Consider the following 22,218-nt stretch of genomic DNA (forward strand, 5'->3'; position numbering starts at 1 on the left):
AAAAGGGGAATAAAGATGGAAAACCACTCGCTCGCCCAGTCACTCACGATGAAACGTCGTTCCTTCCTGCTCGGCGCCTCGGGCGCTCTCGGCCTCGCCTTGACAAAATCTGCCTGGGCACAGACGTCAGGCGGAGCCGGCGGCACGCTGCGTGTCGCAATCACCAAACCCGCTGGCGATCTCAACCCGCACAAGTTCGCCGGACTTTGGGCCGCGCAGGACCTGATGTTCGAACCGCTGATGAACTACGGCCCCGGTGGCGAAATCCTGCCGTGCCTTGCATCGGCTTGGTCGGTGGAAGACGGCGGAAAGACGTTGAAGCTCACCCTGCGCGAGAATGTGGTATTCCAGGATGGCACGCCGTTCGACGCATCCGCTGTGAAATGGAACTTCGAGCAATGGATCGGGCTGGATTCTACCAATTGGATGAACTCCTCGCGCCTCTACAAGTCGCTCGAGGTTGTCGATGACCATCACGTCACGCTGCATTTCAGCGAGCCTCCGCTCGGGTTACTGCAGGAGTTGACCTATATCAGACCCGTCAGATTTCTCAGCCCCAAATCGGTCGCGGCGGACGGCACTTATGTCGCGCCCGTCGGCACTGGCCCGTGGAAACAGACGAACGCCTCGGAATCCGGCAGCGTATTCGAACGCTTCGATGCCTACTGGGGCGAAAAGCCGGGCTTTGCGACGCTCGAGCTGAAAGTACTGCCCGATTCCCGCAACCGGATGGCTGCTTTGCGCGCTGGTGATATCGATCTGATCGGCGGCGCCTATGTTTCTCCGCTGACCGCGACCGAGGCCCAGACGCTGAAGAGCGCAGGCGTTGATGTGGCGATCAAGCCCGGCACCACGACGTTGGTCCTCGGCTTCAACCCCGACCACGTCGCTGCACTCAAGGATCCTTTGGTCCGCAAGGCGATCAATGTGGGCATCGATCGTGCGGCAATTTCGCAAGTCCTGTATCGAGGCTATGCGGAGGTGGCCGCAAACCTGTTTGCGACCGGCGTACCAATGTCCGGCACCCGTTACGACGTGCCGACAATCGATCCGCAGGCGGCGCGCGACCTGTTGGAAAAGGCGGGCTGGACCGGCGACGGCATTCGCACAAAGGACGGCGTTTCCCTGGCCATGGAAATCATCGTCAGCGAGGAGCAGATCCCTGGGTCGCGGTCGGTCGCCGAAGTGTTGCAATCGGAATTGCGCGATATCGGCATCGACCTTTCCATCCGGTCCGTGGACCATGCTTCTCGCCACAGCGACATCCCGGCGCGCAAATACGATCTGGCTTTCTTCCTCACCTATGATGCGCCCTACGATCCCTTCGGCAGCGTGGTCGGCATGTTCCTGTCCACCTATGACAACGGCGTCGACGGCAAGCTCTTCATGGATGCGGACAATCTCGATCCGTTGGTGACGGCGGCCATGTCGGCATCCGAGGCGGACATGCAATCGTCCTTGCAGAAAGTCTATGACTGGCTTCACGACAATGCCGCCATCGCACCGCTGCTCTACGTTCCCAGCATCTGGGCGCACAGCACGGCGTCACGACACGAAAGTGTTGAATCTGTCCGACTTTTGAGAACGTATGGTGATCACGCTGCGAGGATGGATGTTTCGCGCCGTAGCGGCCTGAGATCGAGGCTTTCCGTCGAGGTCCAGATGTAATCGCCAGTGAGACTGATGTGTTGCCACCCGAGCGGGGTGATGTGTTTGACTAGGTCGGGCGGCGTGGCGATACCCTCCCGGTTGAGTTCGGCGAAGGCCGGTTCGAGATAGAGAGTGTTCCAGTAGACGATGGCATTGATCAGCAGGTTCAGCCCGGACGCCCGGTAGAACTGACTCTCGAAGGTCCTGTCTCGCAGTTCTCCGAGCCGGTTGAAGAACAGCGCACGGGCCAAGGTGTTCTGGGATTCGCTCTTGTTGAGGCCGGCCGTCGCGTTCCTGCGCATTTCGGGGTTCTGCCACCACTGGGGCAGAAAGATGGACCGATTGATGCGACCGAGATCGCGTAGCGCCAACGCCAGTCCGTTCTGGCGTGGGAATGCGGACAGCTTTGCCAACAGGGTCGAAGGCCGAACCTGCCCGGAACGGATCGTCGTGACCAGCCGCAGGATGTCGTTCCAGTTTGCCTTGATCCGCTCGACGTTGATGGGCTCGCCAACGAGCGATGCAAGGTTTTCGGGAGGCGTGTCGCCCGGGAAGAGATAGAGCTTGCGATCCTTGAGACCGCGCAGCCGGGGCACAATCTGGAAACCAACGAGATGGCAAAGGGCGAAGCTCATATCGCTTACCCCGCCGGTATCGACATAGTGGGTTTCGATGGCGAGATCGGTGCCATGATAGAGCAGTCCGTCGAGGACATAGATGGCTTCGCTCGCATTGGCATTCATGGCGATGATGTAGAAAGCGCCGTACTGGTCAGAGGTGAACCGGTAGAACTTGGCGCCGGGGTTGGGACCATAGCGGGCGTTGAGGTCGCCGATCGCCTTGGCGTGTCCGCCCGCCGGAAAATACTGGCCATCGGAGGATGACGTTGTTCCATCGCCCCACAAGCTTGCCAGAGGCAATTGCCTCTGGGCGTTGACGAGAATGGCGTGCGCCGCCGTGTAACCTTCCTCGCGAATATGCCAATCGTGCGCCCAGGCGAGTTGGCGCATCGTAATGCCGGGGGAAACGTCCGCCATTCTCGTGAGACCGAGATTGATGCCGTCCGCCAGGATGGCGGTGAGGAGCGCAAGCTTGTTGTCGGCCGTCCGACCGCTGCGCAGATGGGTAAAGGCGTTCGAAAATTCCGTTCGGTCGTCAACCTCAAGCAAAAGGTCAGTGATGCGGATCGCAGGCAGACGGCTTTCCACCTTTAGCTTCAGCGACTTGGCGATGTCCGGAAACATAGCCTTGTGCGGCGTGACGCTAAACCCCGCCCCGGTCAGTTCTACATCGTCGAGCTCGCCGGCTGCGGCCAGACGGGAGAGGTCAGCCAGTCCATCGTTCAGGAGCTGGCGCTGCTGGCGAAGATACGTCTCGACATCGGTATCAACAGCGATTGGAAGCGGTCCTTCCTCACGCATCAGCTCGAATGTCGGCGTGGGAATGAGAAAGCTTTCGAAAGACTGGAAGCGTTTGGCTCCTTCCACCCAGACATCGCCCGCATCGAGCCGGCGCTTCAATTCGCTGAACAGGCAAAGCTCATAAGCCCTGCGATCAATCTTTCCATCTTGGAGTATGAGAGGCATCCAGCCCTTCGGCGCAAAGGAGATCGGTGCCTTGTCGGGTATGGTCCTTTTGCCCGTACGATATAGACCCGCGACCACGGATAGCGCCCGCAAGAGGTTCGCCGCCACGGCGTGACCGCGGAACACGAGCGTGGAGAGAAACTGTGGCGCCAGTTTCCTGATCGTCGGATAGCGCTGGAGCATTTCGATTTTACCGTCGATAACATCCGGCGCGATCAGCGTATCGACCGCCTGGACACTGGTTGTAAAAGCTGGCCATTGGATGACCCGATCAAGCGCTTTGGCCATGTCCTCACCCTTCTCTCTGGCCTCGATGATCGCATGGCAGACTTTCGAAACGTCCTTCAACGGCTTCTGCACTTCCCGAACGGATCGGGTGACGCGAGCAGCCGCCTGGTTATTGGCTCGCCGCGTCAGGATGCCCATGAGTTTCTTGAACATGTCGATCGCGCAATCGGTGAGATGGCGGGAAAGGTGGAGCACTGTCGCAGCCAGGACAGCATGTCGGCGTTCGGTGTTAAGGTCGCGCAGATGCTGCGCGCTTATTCGCGTCCCCTCTGCAGCAAATTCGTCAAAGACCTTGGCCGGAATGCGATCCATCAACGTCGTCGGCAGGTTCAGAGACCGGAGAAAGCGAATGCGCTCGGCAATTCTGTCGAGGTTGACGGCGGCTGGCGACAATGCCGGTGTTCTCGCCCAGGCAAGGATGGTCACGCTTGTCCCCTCACGCGGATCGAGAAGCTTGTCCAGATCGAGCTTTTGGCCTTCTGAGATCCCGCCGGCCAAGGCCCGATGAGCAATACGAATGCCGCGCCTGATCGCCACATGAATGATGGCTTCGAGCGCCGGCCGCGCTGGCAAGAGGATTCTCCTGCGTCGTAGTTCTTCCACCACCATATCCGCCAATACATCGGCCTGGCGCAGGGTTTGCGCGGCAGGTGTCAGCCAGCCTGTGAGTGCCCGCACGTCCGAAGGCACAAACGGACGCATCTTCATTCTGTCGAAAAGCAGGGCCAGATGCTCGCGCCGCGTCTGCGGGCGCTCGAAATAACGATCGATCTCATGTTGATCGACGCCGATCTGCCGCGCCAGAAATCGTAAGACGCCAGCCGGCAGGACCTCGCCATCCGCAAGCGGTCGGCCCGGATATCGTAGCGTGGCCAGAACACAGGCGAGGCCCAGCCTATTCGAGGTCTTGTTCTGTCGCATGATCAGGTCGAGATCCGATCGATCCAGCGTGTAATGTTTGGCGATCTCCCTTTCGTCATCCGGGATGATCGTCGCCTGTTGCCACCATGCCTCGCTCAGTAGTGCTCTTCGCGCCATTCTCTGATCTTCCCGTTTCGTTGCGGAGAGTGCAGCGAACCGGAAAATGCGTGTCCGACAAACGAACGTTTCGCGGCATCCACAAGTTTTGTCCGCAAACCTTGTCATGAAACGGCAAATCGGACAATGTCCGAATTCAACGGAAAAACGGACAAACCACGTCTCATGACCTCTATCGGCTATGCAAGGGTCTCCACCGGCGAGCAGGACACCGCCCTGCAACTCGACGCTTTGCGCAAAGCAGGTTGTGAAAGGCTGTTCGAGGATAAGGCATCCGGCGTGAAGACTGACCGGCCCGGATTGGCTGAGGCGATCCGCTACGTTCGCGACGGCGATACGCTCACAGTCTGGAAGCTCGACCGCCTCGGCCGGTCGATGAAGCACCTTATCGAGATCATCACCGAACTGGAGGCCAAAGGCGTCGGCTTCCGATCCATCACCGAAAACATCGACACCACGACATCCGGCGGTCGCCTGGTATTCCACCTGTTCGGCGCGCTGGCACAGTTCGAGCGCGATCTGATCCGGGAACGAACACGTGCCGGTCTGCAAGCCGCAGAGGAACGCGGCCGACGCGGTGGCCGACAAGTCGTCGTAACCCCGGAGAAACTTGCCAAAGCCCGCCAGCATCTGGCGGCCGGTTTGAACGTCCGGGAAGCCGCCGCCCGCGTGAAAATCGGGAAAACCGCCCTCTACGAAGCTCTCAGGGCCGAAAAAGCAACGACATCCACGGTTAAACCAACCTGAATTCCGGATACGTTCTTAAAAGTCGGACAGATTCTCCACTTTCGTGTCGTGACGCCTATCACAAGAATCACACTCGCCGGCGCCGTCGCCTTCGCCTTCGGCACCGCCGCCTTCGCGCAGGAATTCACCAGCGGCACGGTCAAGAAGCTGGACGAGAAGGCGAAGAAGGTCACGCTCATCCATGAAGAGCTGAAGAACCTCGAGATGCCGGCCATGACGATGGTATTCCAGGTCGCTGATGACGCGATGCTGGAAAAGCTCAAGGTCGGCGCAAAGGTCCAGTTCGTTGCCGAGCGCGTCAACGGAAAGCTGACTGTCACCCAGGTCAAGTGAAGCACAGGGCCGCGCTGGATGCAGCGCGGCCCCGTTCCTCATGAGACCGGCAGGAGGCAGAAGGTGCGCCAGAGATCCTGCTTCCAATCCCCCGGCTCGGGCGAATCCGACAGCATAAACTCTGATTGGCCGATCATGACGGCCTTCGGCGCGGCGCATCGTACCTTTGCAAGGTGGGCGCTGTGGTCGATGAATCTGATCTGACCCTCGGGTCCGCGCTCTGTGAGCGCGACTTGCACATCGAAATTATATTCCGGGTCAAGAGAGGTTGCCGCGACGGTCACGGACAGGCTGATGGTCGTTTCATCCGCGAAATAAGACGTATGAAACGGCTGATCCTCTTGGGCATTTGACGCCGACACCAGCAAAGCCAGAACGACAAATGCGCATGTTATGCCAGTTCGCATTGCACACCCCTCCCATAGGCGACTTGGCCGCCTCATTCTATCACACCACAACTCCACTCGCAGCCGCCCGATTTCCTCAAACCCGCCTCGACAGGTCTGGCAGGGTATCTCGCCGCCAATGCTCCTCAATTGATGCCGTTCGCCCGCTGAAGCTCGCGCACATAGGCCACGATCGTAGCGACGTCGGCCCTCGTCAGACCCGGCTGAGGAGGCATGTTTCCGAATTTCCAGTGATGCGCGCGCACGCCGTTGGCGACGGCCATTTCAAAGGCGTAGTCTCCGTGGTGAGAAGGTTCGTATATCCGATGGATGAGCGGCGGGCCGGCATCGGTTCCGGCCGCGTTCTTGCCGTGGCACGCTGCACAGACGGCGTTGAAAGCTCGTTCTCCCATCTTTGCGGTGTCGGACAATGACGAAGGCACGACAACCGACAATGCCGTCCCCTGGCCCGATACTCCTCTTCTGGCTTCGTCTTCCGATCCGGTTCGATTCCAAAGCGCAAAGCCCGCAACCGCTGCCGCGGCGACGAGCAGAGCGAAGACGTTTCTCTTGTTCATTTGTGAATCCTTATGTCTTTAGGCCGCCGAACACCCTCTCTGCCGCCATCAACTGCCGAACCCGTCGGCATGAATGTGGTGGTGGGGCGGCGCGCGATGGCGATGTGGGGCCACGAAATTGTTTTCGTGGCCTCCGGCGTGTCAGCCGTTCGAGATGCGGCGTTGGTAGTCTGCCTCTCGCTGCGGCCAGGTACTCTTGATGTAGTCGAGGACAGCCTCGATCTCGGCGGAGGTCAGAGCCTCCCGAAAGCCGGGCATGTCACTCTCGTAGCCACCGCCAACCACCGCGGCGGTCCCATCGGTGATGATTGCGAGGAGCTGCCTGTCCGAATGATGCCAGGTGTGACCGGTCTCGTCATGCGGCGGCGCCGGAAGGCGGCCGCTCGTGCCCGGGCTGCGCCAGTCGGGCTGGCCTTCGAGTTTCGTGCCGTGACAGCTCGCACAGTTCGCTAGATAGACTGCCCGGCCAAGGGCGATGCGATCGCTCGCCTCCTGACCGGACCGTCCCTTTCCGACCAAGATCGCACCGGCCGCCGCCAGGAGAGTTGCGGCGACCGCGATCCAGAGCGGTTTCATGCAGCGATCCTGAACTCGGTCATCATCCCGGTGGCCAGATGCGGCATATGATGGCAATGCAACATCCAGCTCGCGGCCTCGCCGGCATCAAGGGCAACAGTGACCATCGACATCGGCGGTATGTACACGGTATCGCGGCGCGCACCTTCGAAGCGTCGCCTGTTGATGCCAACAACCTGGAATGCATGCCCATGCAGATGCATCGGGTGCCCCATCATCGACATATTGTGGAACATCAGTTCCACCCGATCGCCGCTCGTTGCGGCAACCGGCCGATGCTTGCCCCATGTTGCTCCGTCGATGGTCCAGACATAGGGCTGCATCGAGCCGCCGAGCATGATCATGTGGCTTCGATCCACCGGACGGGCGGCAAGCGTGTCGACAGCGACCAGCCGTGACTCCTGAGACAAGTCCGTGTCGAAGGCCGGGGCGTCATTCGCTGAAAGGGAATCGATCCTGTCGATCGTGGCGCCCGCGGGGGCGAGAATAATGCCGGTCCTTTCACGTTCGCCCTCCCTGAGCGCCAGAATCGGCCATGCGCGGGTCTCATTTGGAAGGTCGATCTCCAGGTCGAGACGCTGCCCCATGGCCAGCCCGAACCGCGAACCCGCGACCGGCTGGACCTCATGCCCGTCGACGGCGACGAGCCGGGCTTGTGCTTCGCCCGTGTCGATCCAGAAAACGGTGGCTGCGGCTGCGTTGATGACACGGAGGCGAACCCGGCCGCCGCGTTCGACCTGAACGACATCGGGATCGGACAGGGTTCGGTCATTGGCGAGATAGGCATCCCAGTCGTAGTCGTTGAGATCCATCGCCATGTTACCCATATCCATGGCCATCGAGCCCATTCCCCCGGCCTCGCCCTGGTTCATTCCAGGCATGCCGCCATGGTTCATGCCTTGCATCGCGCGTGACATGCCGGCAGCGCCATGTCCATCAGCGCTTGCGCTGGTGATCTCTTCCAGCACTTCTTCCGGTGTCTTGAACGCGAAGTCGTGCAGGAACAGGACGACTTCCTGCCGATCGGCGGATAGGTCTTCTGCCCTCCGGACGATCAGCGGCGCGGCGAGCAATCGCATTTCCTGGATCGGCACATGGCTGTGCATCCAGTGCGTTCCGGGCTGGGGCGCGAAATCGAAGCTGCGCGTTTCACTGGGCTGAAGAAGCGGCTGCGGCATATCCGGGACGCCGTCCTGAGCGTTCGGGGGAATCTGGCCGTGCCAATGAATGATCGTGGACTCGGCGAGATCGTTGGTCAGATCCACCCGAAATCGCTCGCCCGGATCGAGGAGCAGCCCCTGCCCGTTGGGACCAGCAAGTCCGAAAACGGTGGCCGGTCGATTGTCTATATCGAGCGTGCGGCTGGTGGCGGCCAGGCGGATCGCAGCCGCGTCCTGGCCGTAGGCCCTGATGGGGAAATGGGATGCAGCAAGCATGGCTGCGCTGGCGGCGAGGAAGCCGCGTCGTGAAAAGGTCGTCATATTCGTCACCTCGGGACGATCTGTCCCGCCTGAAAGGTCCAAATGGATCGCAGCGGGATCAGCCCCGCCGCAGGCTCAGAGGAGGCGCGATATAGGAGGGCGATCATTCCGGCCGGGAGCTGCCGCAACGAAGACGGCATCCGGCGGGAAGGGATATTTTTGCCGCGAGCTGATTTGCTTTGCCGAAGTACGCACAACCGGAAGCCAGGCCGATATTCCGGCGCAGGCGAAGGCGCACAATCCGGCATCTGCTTTGCAGGATTTCCCTTCGCTGCAAGCGGCCATCGAAGAAGAGGCTTGCTCCATGTGCTGCGTCAGCGCGGCGCGTTCCAACATCCCGGACATGCGGGTCTCGTGTGCTTGAACGGCAAAAGAAGCAGCGGCAAGCGAGATGGTTGTAACAATGATAAGCAACGCGCGAAGCATGGGCAAAGAATAGAGCCTCGCCGACCCTTTGTCCATTGATGAAGCCTGCATGCCGGCCGTCCTGCTCCTAGGTTTGAGGCTTAGGTCGTGCGGGGCGGCGAAGCGCCGCCCCGACGTTGCATCACTGCGCCTGATAGGTGACGCCGTTCGGTCCCTTGCCGACAGCATATGTCTTGACCACGGACTGGCTGCCGACGTCGATCTGGGAAACGGTCCCGGCCACGATGTTGGTGACGAAGACAAAGGCTCCGTCGGCAACGACCGTCACGCCGTGAGCGCCCTTGTCCGTCTGGATGGTCTTCACGACATTCCCGCCTACGACATCGATAACCGAGACCGTCTCATCCGGCTCCGTTTCGGTTCCCTGGTTCGCGACGTAAACCAGCCGGCCATCAGGCGTGGCGTAAACCTGGATGGGCGAACGGCCGACATTGATGCGTGCGATCACCTCGCGCGACTGCGTGTCGATAACGGCGACCTTGTTTTCATCGCGCAGCGAGACATAGACCCGCTTTCCGTCAGGTGTGAAGCCGACCTGGACGGGCGCAACGCCTACCTTGATCCTGGCAACTTCCGAAAGCGCCGTTGTGTCGATAACCGAAACAGTACCGTCCTGGACATTCGCGACATAGATGGCGCTTCCATCCGGGCTCATCCGCAGGCCGTGGGGGTAGTCGCCGGTGCCGACCGTGGCGACGACCTCGCCCTTGGCAAGATCAACGACCGACAAGCTGTCGTCTTCGGAATTCGAGACGTAGGCGCGATTGCCTTGCGCGTCTGCGATCACATGCGCAGGATGCCCACCCACGGGGATCGACGCCTTCACGCCGGAGGAAATATCGGCCGCGTCGAGGACGATCAATTGGCCTGCGACAGCGGCATCACCATGTCCGTCGCCGCCATGGCCAGCCCCATTGGACGCATGAGCGTCTTCAGCTTTGCCGGCGACCGGCAGGCCCACCGCCAGCACCAAATCTTTTCCCGATACGAACTGCACGTTGTGGGGCGTGATCGGGACCGGAACGATGTCGATCTTTTCCGTGGTAAGGTCGATGCGGCTAACGGTGTTGCCAAATTCATCGGCCGTATAGACGAAGCCGGTTGCAGCAGGCTCCGCTCGGACGGTGGCGGCGAACGGAATAGCAAGCACCAGGGCCGATGCCGTCGCGAAGGCCAGCATGGCCGCACGTCTGCGAATCGCGGTTGCTGTCAGGACTGCCGCGGTGATGGAAATCGAACGGGTCGAGTGGGTCTTTAACATGGTATTCAGCTCCTCGGCTCGCAGCCTTGCGGGCTGCTCGAGCACATCTTGAGGTGAGTTTGAAAAGTGGCCCGGCGTGCGGATACCGAAGACTTCCTCGCGTGCCGCTGCCTACCGATTTCGGCAAGGTCCGTGCATGGCCCTTTCTGGCTCGCCGGCAGCCGACGATTGGAGGCTATGTCACGTCGGCGTCACGCAGAACGGCTCGTCTCCTCGGCCGTATCGTTGGGCGGCCTGGGACGCGCACGGTCGGAAGACTAAGGCATTGTGCCAGTCCTCGGGTCGGCTGGAGCACACGGACAGAACAGGCCGAAGGTGCTCAGATGACCAAGATGGATCGCGGAGGTCGCTTCTGACGACGCAACTCCGCGGATGAGGGCACGGGCGATGCAGCCGGCGAGACTGTCTCGCCGTTCAACGTGCGCCAGCTCCAGGCCGTGTTCAGCGGAGCGCAGAGGAAGCACCCGAGGCTCGACAGGCAGTGACCGCTGTCGCACGGGTGCTCGGCGCCGCGTTGGGTATCGTTGTCGCAGGGCATGCGCACGAGGAGGTCGGCACAATCCCCAGCTTGAGTCATGAGCGCCGGGATGCCCTCCCTTGAAGCAGCACGCGCTTGATGCCCGCCATCTGTGAGAAACGCCGTAAGCCCGAACGCGATGGCGAGGAAAAGGATAAACCCGCGCCGCAAGGCGGTCGCCCAATTATGCGACCTTCTGAACGCCTTGACCATTGTCACGCCGGCGGCCACCACGGCTCATCCTTCGGTTTGCTTGAATGTAGAAACTGGGGGCAAATCTAGCGCAGATCCAGAATGATCACTTTGCGCTGCATCAAACACGTAGGGATCAATGCTTGCGAGGCCGCTCACCGAAACGACCTGCGCGCCAATCTCCGCAAATGAGTGTGCTGCTCGCGCGGAGAAGCGCGCTCGACTAGATAGAATTTACCCGTGGGCTGACTGTCCGGCGCGCTATTTCGTGTTCCTGATCATTCGCCGCAGCACGTCGTCGCGACGCCAGAAGTGATGCCACAGAGCAGCGAGGGCGTGAGTGGTCGCAACGACCAGAAGCATCCAGCTCAGCAGGCTGTGCAGGGAAGCGATGCGGAACGTCACGTACATAGCGATCGTGCCTGTGATCGGCAGTGCGAGCAATAGGCCGTAGAGCACCGCATGAGTGACCCCTGCGATCATGCGCTCAAGCACCGACATGCCCTGGATCGGAGGTGGTCGGCCATATGTGAAGCGCAGAATAAGTTGACTGAGCGCCAGCGCCATAATCAGCCATCCGCTCCAGGCGTGAACCTGATGCAGGAAAAGGTCGAAGGGTTTAGGTTTCAAGAAAAGGTGCGCCATGTGCGTGCGTTGGATCGCCCAGGCCGTGGGGACCTGGATGATACACAGGATAAGGACCATCCAGTGCATCAAGCGCTGGTAGATCGAGAATGCGCCGGCCGAACGGTGCCGGCGTATCCAAATGGACAGCCGCCACGTCAACTTTCGACCTCGAAAAGGTCGCCTGCATGCGCGGCATAGTCCAGTGCGTAGCCAAGTTCACCAGCCGTCTCGGCGTGAACGTGCAAAAGCGGCTGGCCGCTGGCGATCTCGTCGCCGAGGCGGACGGCCATTTGGACGCCTGCCGCCTTCGACTCCGGCGCTCCGGCGAGCTTGGCGAGTCGGGCGATTTTGCGATTGTTGATATGGACGACGCGGCCGGCGCGCGACGCGATCAACGGATGAACCTGTGCGGCCTTCGGTGGCTCACGAAGTCCGCCTTGCGCCTCGCAGATCGCCATGAACTTCGACCAGGCACGACCGTCGACCAAGGTCGCCAACGCAAGCGCTTCACCTTTCCCCTTTGCGGCCTTTCCACCGATCTCAAGCGCGGCGCCCGCCAACAGGATCGCGCGGCGTCGCAGATCGTCCGGCGCATCCGGCGCGTTTTGAAGAACCGCCAGGACGTCGAAGGCTTCTAGACCTGGGCCGATGCCGCGCCCGACGGGTTGCGAACCGTCGGTCTGGACGCAGGTCAGGGCCAGATCGAAACGGGCAGCGACGGCGTTGAGGCGACTGGCGAGCTGATCGGCGGCCGCTTCGCTGCGCACCTTGGCGGTTGCCCCAACCGGGATGTCGATAACCACATGCGTCGAGCCAGCGGCGATTTTTTTTGAAAGGACGGAAGCGACAAGCTGTCCCTCGGTATCCACGTCGAGTTCGCGTTCGATCCGGACGAAAATGTCGTCGGCGGGGCTGAGATGCACCGCCCCGCCCCAGGCGATGCATCCGCCTTCTGCTTCCACGACGCGTCGAAGGGTTTCGATGCTGAGGTCGACAGGGGCAAGCGTTTCCATTGTGTCGGCGGTGCCGGCTGGCGAGGTAATCGCGCGCGAAGACGTCTTCGGCATGACAAGGCCATTGGCGGCCACGATCGCGACGACGATCGGCGTGGTTCGATTGCCCGGCAACCCGCCGACACAGTGCTTGTCCACAACGATCGGAGCATTCCAGCTCATCCGGTCGCCGACATCGACCATGGCGCGCGTGAGGTCAACAGTCTCGCTCTCGTCGAGAGGAAGCGCGGCACTGGCGGTCAGAAAGGCGGCGAGATGGACCTCGGTATAGCGGCCTGCGACCACGTCGCTCACGATTTCGGCAAAGGCGTGCGCGTCGAGGCGATTGCCATATATGCGACGGCGCACGCTCGTCAGAGACTCCACGGCCGGAGGATGGGTCACCGTCACATCGTCATTCTCGCTAACGCCGAGGATCTGCCAGGCTGTTTCAGAAAGACCGACTTCATCCTGAGCGAGCAATGCATCTCCTTCGACCTGAAAGAGCGTTGCCTGTACCTGTCTCGCGCCGATCGAGACGAGGACCTGGGTGCGCGCGGACAGACCCTCCGAGCGGCAGACATGGCAATCGGTGCGCATCACCACCACGGCCTGGTGCTGAGTGTGCAGCCGCAGGCGCCGCACGCGTAGCGTCGGCTGAGAAGGAACCTCGGGTTCGACGTTGTTGATCGTCATAGGTCGAAAGCCTGATTCTGGCGTGAGACGACTGCGTTCCATCCAAGCTCGCGGTCGATCCGCACGCGCAGCGCTTCGGAGGCATCGTCTTCACCATGCACGATGAACACGCGGGACGGCGGCCGACGGAAGCCGGACAGCCAGCGCATCAGCTCGTTTGCGTCGGCATGCGCCGACAGCATGGACAGGTCCGCGACCTCTGCCCGAACCGGGATCCACTGGCCATGGATTTTGATCTCGCGGGAGCCCTGCATCATAGCGCGGCCCCGCGTTCCGGCTGCCTGAAAACCCGAGAAGAGAATGGTGTTGCGGCTGTCGGGGGCAAACGCCTTGAGATGGTGCAGGACCCGTCCACCGGTGGCCATGCCGCTCGCCGAAATAACGATCTTCGGGTAGGCGCTTGCGGTGATCGCCTTGGAACCCTCAACGTCGCGCGTGTAGGTGGCGATCGAGCAAATCGCATTGCATTCCTGCGGGCTCAGCCGGTGATCGGAACGATGCGCATGCAGCAAATCCGTTGCGTCGATCGCCATGGGGCTGTCGAGATAGATGGGAATCTTTCCGAGACGGCCATTCATTCTCAGCTTCCAGAGATGGTAGAGAAGTGATTGGGCTCGCCCAACCGCGAAGGCGGGGATCACAACGGTTCCGCCCCTGGCGGTCGTGCGCTCAATGACGCTTCCCAAAGCCTCTGTGGGATCGACCTGATCGTGGATGCGATTTCCGTAGGTCGACTCGATTACGACGTAGTCGGCGTTTTCGACAGCCGTGGGGTCGGGAAGAACGGGGTCATCGTAGCGGCCGAGATCGCCCGAGAAAGCGACTCGACGCCCTGCCCATTCGATTTCCGCGATAGCCGCGCCCAAGATATGCCCGGCATGGCGGAAGGTCAGTGTCGCATTGCCTGGAAGGTGAATGGGCTTGTCGAAAGGTTCGGGCGAGAAGAATTCGAGGGAGTGCTCGGCGTCGCGGATGCCGTAGAGCGCAAGCGCAGGCTTGTGCTTCGAAAAGCCCTTTCGATTGGCGTATTCGGCATCCTTTTCCTGGAGGTGGCCGCTGTCCTTCAGGATCAGCTCGGCAACGTCGCGCGTCGCCTCGGTAGAGTAGATTCGGCCGCGGAAGCCATCTCGAACGAGCTTGGGCAAATAGCCGGAATGGTCGAGGTGGGCATGCGTCAGGACGACGGCGTCGATGCTCGATGGCGTAACCGGAAGTGCTGCCCAGTTGAGTTCGCGCAGGTTCTTCAGGCCCTGGAACAGGCCGCAATCGATCAGGATGCGCTTGTCGCCATTGGTGAGGAGATGTTTCGAGCCGGTGACGGTTCCCGCACCGCCAAGCGAAGTTAGTGTGAGCATGTTGCCCTCAATCTTGTGCTTTGGACAGATCGGCAGGAGCGCCACATCCATCGATTGCGTTGCGTTCGGCCAGGGTGAGCAGTTCATCGCGCGACCAGTCCGAGAGCCGTGCGGATGCGTCGACAAGGTGCGCCCATGAGCAGCGGTTGGCGAAAAGCATGCCGGAAACATCCAGCGTGCCGCCACGACTGATATATCCATGCGCCGCGGTCCGTTTCGGGCCGCCGTCTAGCCGTCGAAGCAGGCCGACCATCGGTTCTGGGCGGGTGTGAGTGACGATAAGGCGGGGCAGATCGGGTGGGAAAAGGCTTGCAAGCTGGTCATCGCGCGCTGTGAATTCGGCCTCGAGCGGATCGCGCGGCGCCCGAAAGCGTCCAGGCTCCGAAATCGCCGTGACGACGACCCGTCGACCATGCGCTTTCAGCCGGTGGGCGGCCTTGAGAGCTTCTTCGAGTTGATAGGCGCCGATCGTGACGAGCTGGAGTGCCGCTCCATCCGGGTCGCCGTCGATATGAGCCGCACCTATGTTGACGAAGCGCTCGGCCGCCTCGGCGTCGAGACGGTGAGGCATGTCGCGCTTGGACACGATAAGGCAAGCTACTTGGCCGCGCCCGCGATAGACCGACCGCAGCGCCGCGGCAGCGCTGTTCGCATCGACGGGAAACAGCACGCGGGACGTATCCGACATCTCGCCCAACAGGGCCTCGCCAATCGTCGGATCCTGGTGTGACTGTTCGTTCTTTGCGTTCTCCCAGGTGTGCGATGTGACGACGAGCGGCACGGAGATCCAGCCCGGCGTTTTGCCCGCTTCCCGTTGGTGGCGGGAGAAGATGATCTCCTGGCGCAGGCCGCCTAGCATCTTCATCGCGAAGGCTTCGTAACTGACGATCAGATTGATGCCGCCCTTGTTGGCGAGCGCCGCACCGGCCACGGCTTCCTCATTCAGGGCCGTGATAACCGCGCCGTCGACGGCATCGGCAACGCCAGGCTCCGACTGGTTTACGCGGTGGCGAAGCCTGTCGAGCGTTGCGCCCATATGGTTCGAGCGGAGTTCATCGGGATTGCCGACCCGCGGACGAAGGCCGGGATTGGCATCGACGACCCGGACAAACCAGCGATCTATTGCATGCATGGCGCAGTCGGAGGGGTAACCTTCCTGGGACCAGTCAGGTTCGGGCAGGTGCGGCGCTGCGGGATTACGGGATGCCAGAGGATGCTTGCTTTCGGGAACGCGGCCCTGCCTCTCATGAATGGCAATCTCGGACACGGCGTCATCAATGTCGCCCGGCGGCACGAATAGAGCCCTTGCAGCGTCGTTGAAGGCTTGACGCGCCGCTTCGTCTCGCGACGGGTTGCCCGTCAGAGGAAGATTGTGCGCGGCATTTGTGCCCGCTCCGGGGAAGCCGAATCCTTTGACAGTCTCGGCGATGACATAGGGAATGGGTGCGGGATAGCGGCGGCTGGGATCGGTCGCGAAGCGCGTGAGCTGCTCTTCCGCTGAGAGGATGGCCCAAGCGAAGGCGGCGGGGTCCCGGCCATCGATCCTCATCGGCGCGAATCCGTTGAGGCTGAGATGATCGGCAAACCAATCTGCCCCGCCTTGCTGCGCGATCTGGACGCGTTCCTCGATACGGCGGCCGTTCATGATCATCACTGGAACAACGAAGCCGGAATCCTCCGAGCGCCACCAGCGCGGCGTCCAGTCCGATCCGCGCTGTTCCTCAAACGCGCCATCGCTGAGAAAGGCGACGAGGCTTTCGCCTGTCAGTGGCGCATGGACGTACTGCACTTCCGAGAACCCGAGATAGCCGCCCTCCGAGATCGCACCGGCGGTGGTTGGGCCGGCGTGGCTGCCGATCGGCACGCCCGGCCGGCCGCTCGCGTCGATAGCGTAGGAGTAGAAATCGGCTGCGAGTTGAGACAGCCCTTTCTCGCTGCGATCATAGCGCCCGAGCTGAGCTTGCGAAACGTCGCCTGTCAGCGCGTTGACTGCATCGATCGCCGCCACGCAATGCCCCTGACCCATAAGCCACGATCGGGTTGTTGCCGAAATCGCGTTGGCAACCAGATAGCCGACGAAAGCCGGGGCCATGTTGAGCGAACCGCCGGTATGGCCCTCCGGAACGGTTTTGAAGGCGTCGGCTGGCAGAGGAGCGCCGGACAAATCGACACGCCTCGCATAGGTCATGTGGACGATGGTCCACATGGCAGCCGAGGTCAGGCGGTCGGCCGCTGCGAGCAGTCGGTAGAGCCGATCAGGTTCGATCCGTCCCGACATGGCCAGCGTTTGAATGCGCTCGATGGTTTCGTCGCTATGTCGGATCTGGCCATAGCCGTCGCGCCATGCCTTGAAGAGTTCGGGAGTCGCTGCGGCCATGCTTTCGGGATCCTTTTTTGACTGCTTGTTGAGTGCGATCTATCGACAGCGCTACCGATGTCCCCCCAACCATGGCGGTGGATCGCTGGCGGGGAATGAGTCGATGCCCGCGCGCTCCACTGCATCGAGCGGCTCCGGAGGACGGCGGTGGCGGATTTGATCCGACCCTGCCGCCGTGTCCGTCCGGAGATGCGCGGCAATAAGCGGCGCAAGCTCAATACGGTTGCTGGCGTGGACAACGGAGTCGGTCGAAACGATGCGACCGCAGAGCGGGGCAAGCTGTTGATACGAATCGCCCGCGAAGATGCCATGCACGACAGCGACGTCAGGCGGAGCCAGACCTTGCAGTCGCAACTTCCTCGCCGCTTCGATAAGAGTATGGCCTGATGAGGCGATGTCATCCACGAGTACAGGCTGACGATCGTGCCAGGCGGAGAGATCGGGAAGTTCGATTTCGACGTCGCGATCGCCGTGTCGGACTTTCCTCAGGACCGCATGTGGCGCATCGATGCGCTTCGCGATGGCCGAGACCCACTGCTCGCTTTCCTCATCAGGGCCGATAAGCAGTGAGGCCTTGACCTCCGACCCTATCCAGTCGGCAAGGAGCGGGGCCGCATGAAGCGTCGCTGTCGGAATGGAATAGATCGCCGAAAGTGTTGGATGGCGATGCAAGTGCGGGTCGACGGTAATCAGGCGATCGAAGGTTGCCGATACGAGTCTTGCGAATGTGCGGGACGTGACCGCCTCGCCCGGTCGAAAGCGCCGATCTTGCCGCATATAGGCGAGGTACGGGGCGATCAGCGTTACCTCTCTGGCGCCCAGTGATCGTACGGCGTCGGCGGCGAAGACCAGCCGCAGAAAGCCTTCATCGGGGTGAGACAGGGTGCTGACCAAAATGACCGCTTTGTCGGTCACGTCGCACAGGATGCGGAGATAGCTTTCGCCGTCGGGGAAATTCCGGGTTTCGAGGTTGCCGAGCGGCCAACCGCCCTCGCTGGCGAGGCGCTGGGCAAAGGCGTCGTTTCCCGGAAGGGGAAGGATCACATGGCTCGAAGCGTGGTTCGTCGTATCCATGTGGGTCATCCGTTCCTGCGGTAGCGGCGCAGGAACTGCGCGTTGATGGCGACGATGATGGTGCTGGCCGACATGAAGACCGCAGCTACGGCCGGCGTCATCAGGAAGCCGGTCCCGAAGGTGATGCCGGCGGCCATGGGGATCGCCACGGTATTGTAGGCAGTCGCCCAGATCAGATTCTGGACCATCTTACGGTAGGTCGCGCGCGAGAGACCGAGAATGGCCGCCACATCGCGCGGATCGCTTTTGACGAGGACCACATCGGCGGATTCCACGGCGACATCCGTACCAGCGCCGATGGCGACGCCGAGATCGGCCTGGACAAGAGCTGGCGCATCGTTGACGCCATCGCCCACCATCGCCACCGAAAGGCCACGCGATTGCAATTCCTTGATCTTGTCCGACTTCTGATCGGGAAGCACCTCGGCGAAATATTCGGAGATGCCGAGTTCCCTGGATACCGATTCCGCAACGCCCTTCGCATCGCCCGTCAGCATCACCGACTTTATGCCAAGGCGATTCAGTTCGGCGATGGCTTCTCTCGATTCGCTACGCACGATGTCGGCAAGCGCGAAGAGCGCGCGCGGCGCGCCATCGCGGACAAGTACAACCACCGTCTTGCCGTCTGCTTCCAGCTCCTTGAGCTTCGGATGATCGATCGGGCTGCCTTGCCGAGCGAGATGGCCGGGGCTGACGATCCGAAGCTCCTCGCCGTCAACCTTGGCGGTAATGCCTTCGCCGGTGATATTGCTGACCTCGGTGGCCTTGGGGATCGCGATGCCGCGCTTCTTGGCTTCAGCGACGATGCCATGTGCAATTGGGTGTTCCGACTGACTCTCCGCTGCGGCGGCGAACGCCAATTCCTGGCTTTCGTCGCCAGCGGACAGAAGGACAATATCGCTGACGCCGAAACGTCCTTCCGTCAGCGTCCCTGTCTTGTCGAAGACCGTTGCATCAAGATTGCGCGCGCGCTCGAAAGCGGCCCGGTCGCGGATCAACAGACCGTTGCTCGCGCTCAGCGATGTGCTGACGGCCACCACCAGGGGCACGGCGAGGCCGAGTGCATGCGGGCAGGCCACGACCATGACCGTCACCATGCGCTCCAGAGCGAACTCCAGGGGCGATCCGAGAACGATCCACCAGACGAAAAGCGTCCCGAAGCCGACGACGAGGGCGATATAGGTGAGCCAGGCGGCTGCCCGGTTGGCGAGGTCCTGGGTCTTGGAACGGGTCGCCTGCGCCTTCTTTACGAGGTCGATGACCTGAGACAGATAGGTCGCGTCCCCCGTCGCCGTCACCTTGATCGTCACGGCATTGGCGCCGTTGATCGCCCCGCCGATGGCTGGCGCGCCGACGGTCTTGGAAACAGGCCGCGATTCGCCTGTCAGCATCGCCTCGTTGAAGGCGGACGATCCCTCGATGATCTCGCCATCGACCGGCACCTTCGCGCCCGGCCGGACGATGACGCGGTCGCCGGGCTGGAGGGCGGAGATCGCTACTTCATGCGTCGAGCCGTCCGCATCGATCCGCGTCGCGCTGTCTGGAAGCAGGCGCACCAGTTCCTCCAGCGCGCGGGAAGCCCCCATGACGGAACGCATCTCCACCCAGTGGCCGAGCAGCATGATGGCGATGAGCGTCACCAATTCCCAATAGAAGGCTTCGCCGGGGAACCCGAAGGTGACCGCCGCCGAGAAGAAATAGGCGGCCGAGATCGCGAGCGCGATCAGCGTCATCATGCCGGGCTGGCCCTTGCGCAGCTCCGAGGTGAAGCCGGTCAGGAACGGCCAGCCGCCATAGACGTAGGCGATGGTCGAGAGGACGAAGAGCACGAGACCGTCGCCCGGAAACGACAATAGCTCGGTCAGGCCGAGCCAATGGCGGATCATCGGAGACAGAAGCAGGACGGGCGGCGTGAGAATGAGCGAAACCCAGAAGCGGCGGCGAAAGTCGGCGACCATCTCCGCATGATCGTGTCCGCCGTGCCCGGTATGTTCGGCATGGGTTGAGCCGGCTGCCGAGACGATGCTTGCGGCCGCGTGGTCGTGGTGCGGACCGTTGGCAGCCGTCCGATGATGTGCGTGGTGGTTGCCGTGTTGGCTATGCGATGAGCTCATTCGATGTTGTCCTTCACTGGCCATTGGCGATAACTCGGAATGCAGGCCATTCTTGTTCCGTGACACTGGCCAGTTCTCGGCAGGGCAGAATCTTCGGTGCAAAGGTCTTCGGTCCGACGTTCCGAATCTTTGATCCAGATTAAGTTCTTGCGGCTCGGCTGAGGCGATGGGGCCGCGCCGCCGACCGTTCTTCCCGCTTGTTCGGAAACAGGGCGCTGTGGCGAAACGCCTCTCACCCCGATGATTCAGGAGTGTCTGCCGGGTAACCTGCTTCTTCGAGAACGGCGACAAGGGCTGCCCTGTCGGCGCTCGTCTCGATCAGGACCTCGCGTTTGTCAGGATCAGTCTCGATCCGGGCCATCCCGTCGACGCTCAAAAGCGCCTTGGTCACTGATTTTGCGCAGCCGCCGCATGTCATGTTCGGGACCTGGAAGCGAAGCATAGGGACCTCCTCTGTTGTTCGCGTCCAAGGAGATTGGGGCTTCCAACGATGGTAAGGTCAACCCTTAATAAATCTTCTTGACCCTGCCATCGTTGGAAACCGCAAGCTGGATGAAGAACTGTCAAATCGAAAGGAGACGACAGATGAAGCATTCCAGCACAAACAGCGTCATCATCTATACGACACCCACTTGCCCGGACTGCCGGGCGCTCAAGACCTGGCTCAAAGAACAAGACATCACGTTCCAGGAGCGCGATCTGACCGATCCATCAGTGATGGAGGAAGCGAAAGCGCGAACCGGGGTGCGGGTCGCACCGATAACCATCGTCGGGTCGCAGATCTTCTACGGGACGTTTGCGAGCCAGAAGCCCGGACTCATGGCCGCCCTCGACTTGTCGACGCCCGCATGAGTGATATGGTCATGAACAGCAAACGAGTGGACCTGCCGCAGGCTGGAGCCAGCATCGAAGTCGCGCTAGGCCAGACGATACTCGAGGCCGCGCTTGCAAGCGGCATCGCCTATCCGCACGGCTGCCGATCCGGACGCTGCGGGTCATGTAAATCCCGCCTCAACTCCGGCGAGGTCGACCTTCGGGAGCATTCGCGTTTCGCGCTCTCCGTCGAGGAGAAAGCTGAGGGGCTGATACTCGCCTGCCGGGCAATCCCCAAAACCGACGCCACCGTTACATGGCTGGGTGGTGCGGACGAGCTGGCCGACCATCCACGTCGACGCCTCCAGTGTAGCGTTGTTGGCATTGAGGATGTCACCCACGATATCAAAATTGTCCGGGTTCGCCCGAAAGACGGTCGGCCTGCCTCCTTTACGGCCGGCCAGTTCGCGCGCGTGACATTTCCGGCCACGCCGACACGAGATTATTCGATGGCGAACCCGCCGGGCGCCGACGAGCTGGAATTTCACATTCGTCGCGTGCCGGATGGCGTGGCCTCTAACCTCATTCATTCAGTGCTCGATCTCGGGGACCCGGTCATGGTCGAGGGGCCTTTCGGCTCGTCCTTTCTGCGCGAGAAGCATGCCGGCCCAATTCTCTGTGTGGCGGGCGGATCGGGCCTCGCCCCGATCAAGTCGATCGTTGAAACCGCGCTGGCACGGGGGATGAGACAACCCATTCACGTCTATTTCGGGGTGCGGACGGAAAACGATCTGTATCTCGTCGACCACTTTGAGGGTCTCGCGTCCATCCACGGAAATCTGGCATTTACCCCTGTTCTGTCCGACCAGGCGTCGGGCACGGCTTTGCGAACCGGTTATGTCGATGCTGTGGTCGCAAAGGATCTGCCAGATCTCGACGGCTGGAAGGCATATATCGCCGGGCCGCCACCGATGGTGGAGGCCGTCATGGTGGTTGCCACCAACCGGAGGCTCCGCGTCGAGGATATGCACGCCGACGTATTCTTCACGCCCGATGAGCCGCTCGCAAGCGCTGCGGCAGGGTGAAGAACGACCGGCGTTCGGGATCGCTA

The 22,218-nt window shown here is 61.5% G+C and carries 19 protein-coding genes; 5 read left to right on the forward strand and 14 right to left on the reverse strand.

Features of this window, described 5'->3' with window-relative positions; genetic code table 11:
- Positions 1 to 15: 15 nt before the first annotated feature.
- A complete protein-coding gene (locus ACT6VE_RS20120) occupies positions 16 to 1,668 on the forward strand; it encodes an ABC transporter substrate-binding protein (RefSeq protein ID WP_444800252.1) in 1,653 nt (550 codons plus the stop codon).
- Here ACT6VE_RS20120 and ACT6VE_RS20125 read toward each other — a convergent pair.
- Complete coding sequence (locus ACT6VE_RS20125; RefSeq protein ID WP_444800294.1) at positions 1,596 to 4,562, reverse strand: Tn3 family transposase; 2,967 nt, start codon at positions 4,560 to 4,562, stop codon at positions 1,596 to 1,598. The genes ACT6VE_RS20120 and ACT6VE_RS20125 overlap by 73 nt on opposite strands.
- 165 nt (positions 4,563 to 4,727) lie before the next feature.
- Here ACT6VE_RS20125 and ACT6VE_RS20130 point away from each other — a divergent pair, with 165 nt between their 5' ends.
- Together ACT6VE_RS20130 and ACT6VE_RS20135 are read left to right on the forward strand one after the other, a co-directional pair.
- A complete protein-coding gene (locus tag ACT6VE_RS20130) occupies positions 4,728 to 5,309 on the forward strand; it encodes a recombinase family protein (RefSeq protein WP_024897959.1) in 582 nt (193 codons plus the stop codon).
- A gap of 48 nt (positions 5,310 to 5,357) precedes the next feature.
- Positions 5,358 to 5,642, forward strand: coding sequence for a copper-binding protein (locus ACT6VE_RS20135; RefSeq protein ID WP_312360865.1), 285 nt, complete (start codon positions 5,358 to 5,360; stop codon positions 5,640 to 5,642).
- A gap of 38 nt (positions 5,643 to 5,680) precedes the next feature.
- Here ACT6VE_RS20135 and ACT6VE_RS20140 read toward each other — a convergent pair whose 3' ends face one another.
- The 13 genes from ACT6VE_RS20140 to ACT6VE_RS20200 form a co-directional block, all read right to left on the reverse strand.
- On the reverse strand, positions 5,681 to 6,049 hold the full coding sequence (locus tag ACT6VE_RS20140; RefSeq protein ID WP_052821447.1) for a hypothetical protein: 369 nt from the start codon (positions 6,047 to 6,049) through the stop codon (positions 5,681 to 5,683).
- Between the two features lie 125 nt (positions 6,050 to 6,174).
- Positions 6,175 to 6,483: a c-type cytochrome gene (locus ACT6VE_RS20145; protein WP_444800253.1), complete on the reverse strand. Its 309-nt coding sequence runs from the start codon at positions 6,481 to 6,483 to the stop codon at positions 6,175 to 6,177.
- Positions 6,484 to 6,747: 264 nt separating this feature from the next.
- Positions 6,748 to 7,182, reverse strand: coding sequence for a c-type cytochrome (locus ACT6VE_RS20150; RefSeq protein ID WP_077546207.1), 435 nt, complete (start codon positions 7,180 to 7,182; stop codon positions 6,748 to 6,750).
- The gene (locus tag ACT6VE_RS20155; RefSeq protein ID WP_037094843.1) at positions 7,179 to 8,663 is read right to left on the reverse strand and encodes a multicopper oxidase family protein; all 1,485 of its coding nucleotides are present in this window, start codon (positions 8,661 to 8,663) and stop codon (positions 7,179 to 7,181) included. The genes ACT6VE_RS20150 and ACT6VE_RS20155 overlap by 4 nt, the downstream gene beginning before the upstream one ends.
- A gap of 75 nt (positions 8,664 to 8,738) precedes the next feature.
- A complete protein-coding gene (locus ACT6VE_RS20160) occupies positions 8,739 to 9,140 on the reverse strand; it encodes a hypothetical protein (protein WP_115672697.1) in 402 nt (133 codons plus the stop codon).
- Between the two features lie 70 nt (positions 9,141 to 9,210).
- Positions 9,211 to 10,350, reverse strand: a complete 1,140-nt coding sequence (locus ACT6VE_RS20165; RefSeq protein WP_225246839.1) for a YVTN family beta-propeller repeat protein — start codon at positions 10,348 to 10,350, stop codon at positions 9,211 to 9,213.
- Positions 10,351 to 11,320: 970 nt separating this feature from the next.
- Positions 11,321 to 11,845, reverse strand: coding sequence for a cytochrome b (locus tag ACT6VE_RS20170; RefSeq protein ID WP_052114352.1), 525 nt, complete (start codon positions 11,843 to 11,845; stop codon positions 11,321 to 11,323).
- Positions 11,842 to 13,374, reverse strand: a complete 1,533-nt coding sequence (locus tag ACT6VE_RS20175) for a thymidine phosphorylase family protein (RefSeq protein ID WP_444800254.1) — start codon at positions 13,372 to 13,374, stop codon at positions 11,842 to 11,844. The genes ACT6VE_RS20170 and ACT6VE_RS20175 overlap by 4 nt, the downstream gene beginning before the upstream one ends.
- Positions 13,371 to 14,729 (reverse strand): MBL fold metallo-hydrolase RNA specificity domain-containing protein, encoded by a 1,359-nt coding sequence (locus ACT6VE_RS20180; protein WP_080843374.1) that lies wholly within the window; start codon positions 14,727 to 14,729, stop codon positions 13,371 to 13,373. The genes ACT6VE_RS20175 and ACT6VE_RS20180 overlap by 4 nt, the downstream gene beginning before the upstream one ends.
- Before the next feature lie 7 nt (positions 14,730 to 14,736).
- On the reverse strand, positions 14,737 to 17,106 hold the full coding sequence (locus ACT6VE_RS20185; RefSeq protein ID WP_080843325.1) for a xylulose 5-phosphate 3-epimerase: 2,370 nt from the start codon (positions 17,104 to 17,106) through the stop codon (positions 14,737 to 14,739).
- 51 nt (positions 17,107 to 17,157) lie between these two features.
- Positions 17,158 to 18,180, reverse strand: a complete 1,023-nt coding sequence (locus ACT6VE_RS20190) for a ribose-phosphate pyrophosphokinase (RefSeq protein ID WP_115672701.1) — start codon at positions 18,178 to 18,180, stop codon at positions 17,158 to 17,160.
- A gap of 5 nt (positions 18,181 to 18,185) precedes the next feature.
- Positions 18,186 to 20,294 (reverse strand): heavy metal translocating P-type ATPase, encoded by a 2,109-nt coding sequence (locus ACT6VE_RS20195; protein ID WP_080843326.1) that lies wholly within the window; start codon positions 20,292 to 20,294, stop codon positions 18,186 to 18,188.
- A 232-nt stretch (positions 20,295 to 20,526) separates the two neighbouring features.
- Positions 20,527 to 20,736 carry a heavy-metal-associated domain-containing protein gene (locus tag ACT6VE_RS20200; protein ID WP_080843327.1) on the reverse strand — a complete coding sequence of 70 codons (210 nt, stop codon included), beginning with the start codon at positions 20,734 to 20,736 and terminating at the stop codon, positions 20,527 to 20,529.
- A 143-nt stretch (positions 20,737 to 20,879) separates the two neighbouring features.
- On the opposite strand from ACT6VE_RS20200, the gene ACT6VE_RS20205 reads away from it, so the two are divergent.
- Complete coding sequence (locus ACT6VE_RS20205) at positions 20,880 to 21,146, forward strand: glutaredoxin family protein (RefSeq protein ID WP_080843328.1); 267 nt, start codon at positions 20,880 to 20,882, stop codon at positions 21,144 to 21,146.
- An 11-nt stretch (positions 21,147 to 21,157) separates the two neighbouring features.
- Positions 21,158 to 22,192 (forward strand): 2Fe-2S iron-sulfur cluster-binding protein, encoded by a 1,035-nt coding sequence (locus ACT6VE_RS20210; RefSeq protein ID WP_080843376.1) that lies wholly within the window; start codon positions 21,158 to 21,160, stop codon positions 22,190 to 22,192.
- Positions 22,193 to 22,218 lie beyond the last annotated feature (26 nt).

The sequence above is a fragment of the Shinella sp. genome, assembly GCF_052438155.1.
GTDB lineage: Bacteria > Pseudomonadota > Alphaproteobacteria > Rhizobiales > Rhizobiaceae > Shinella.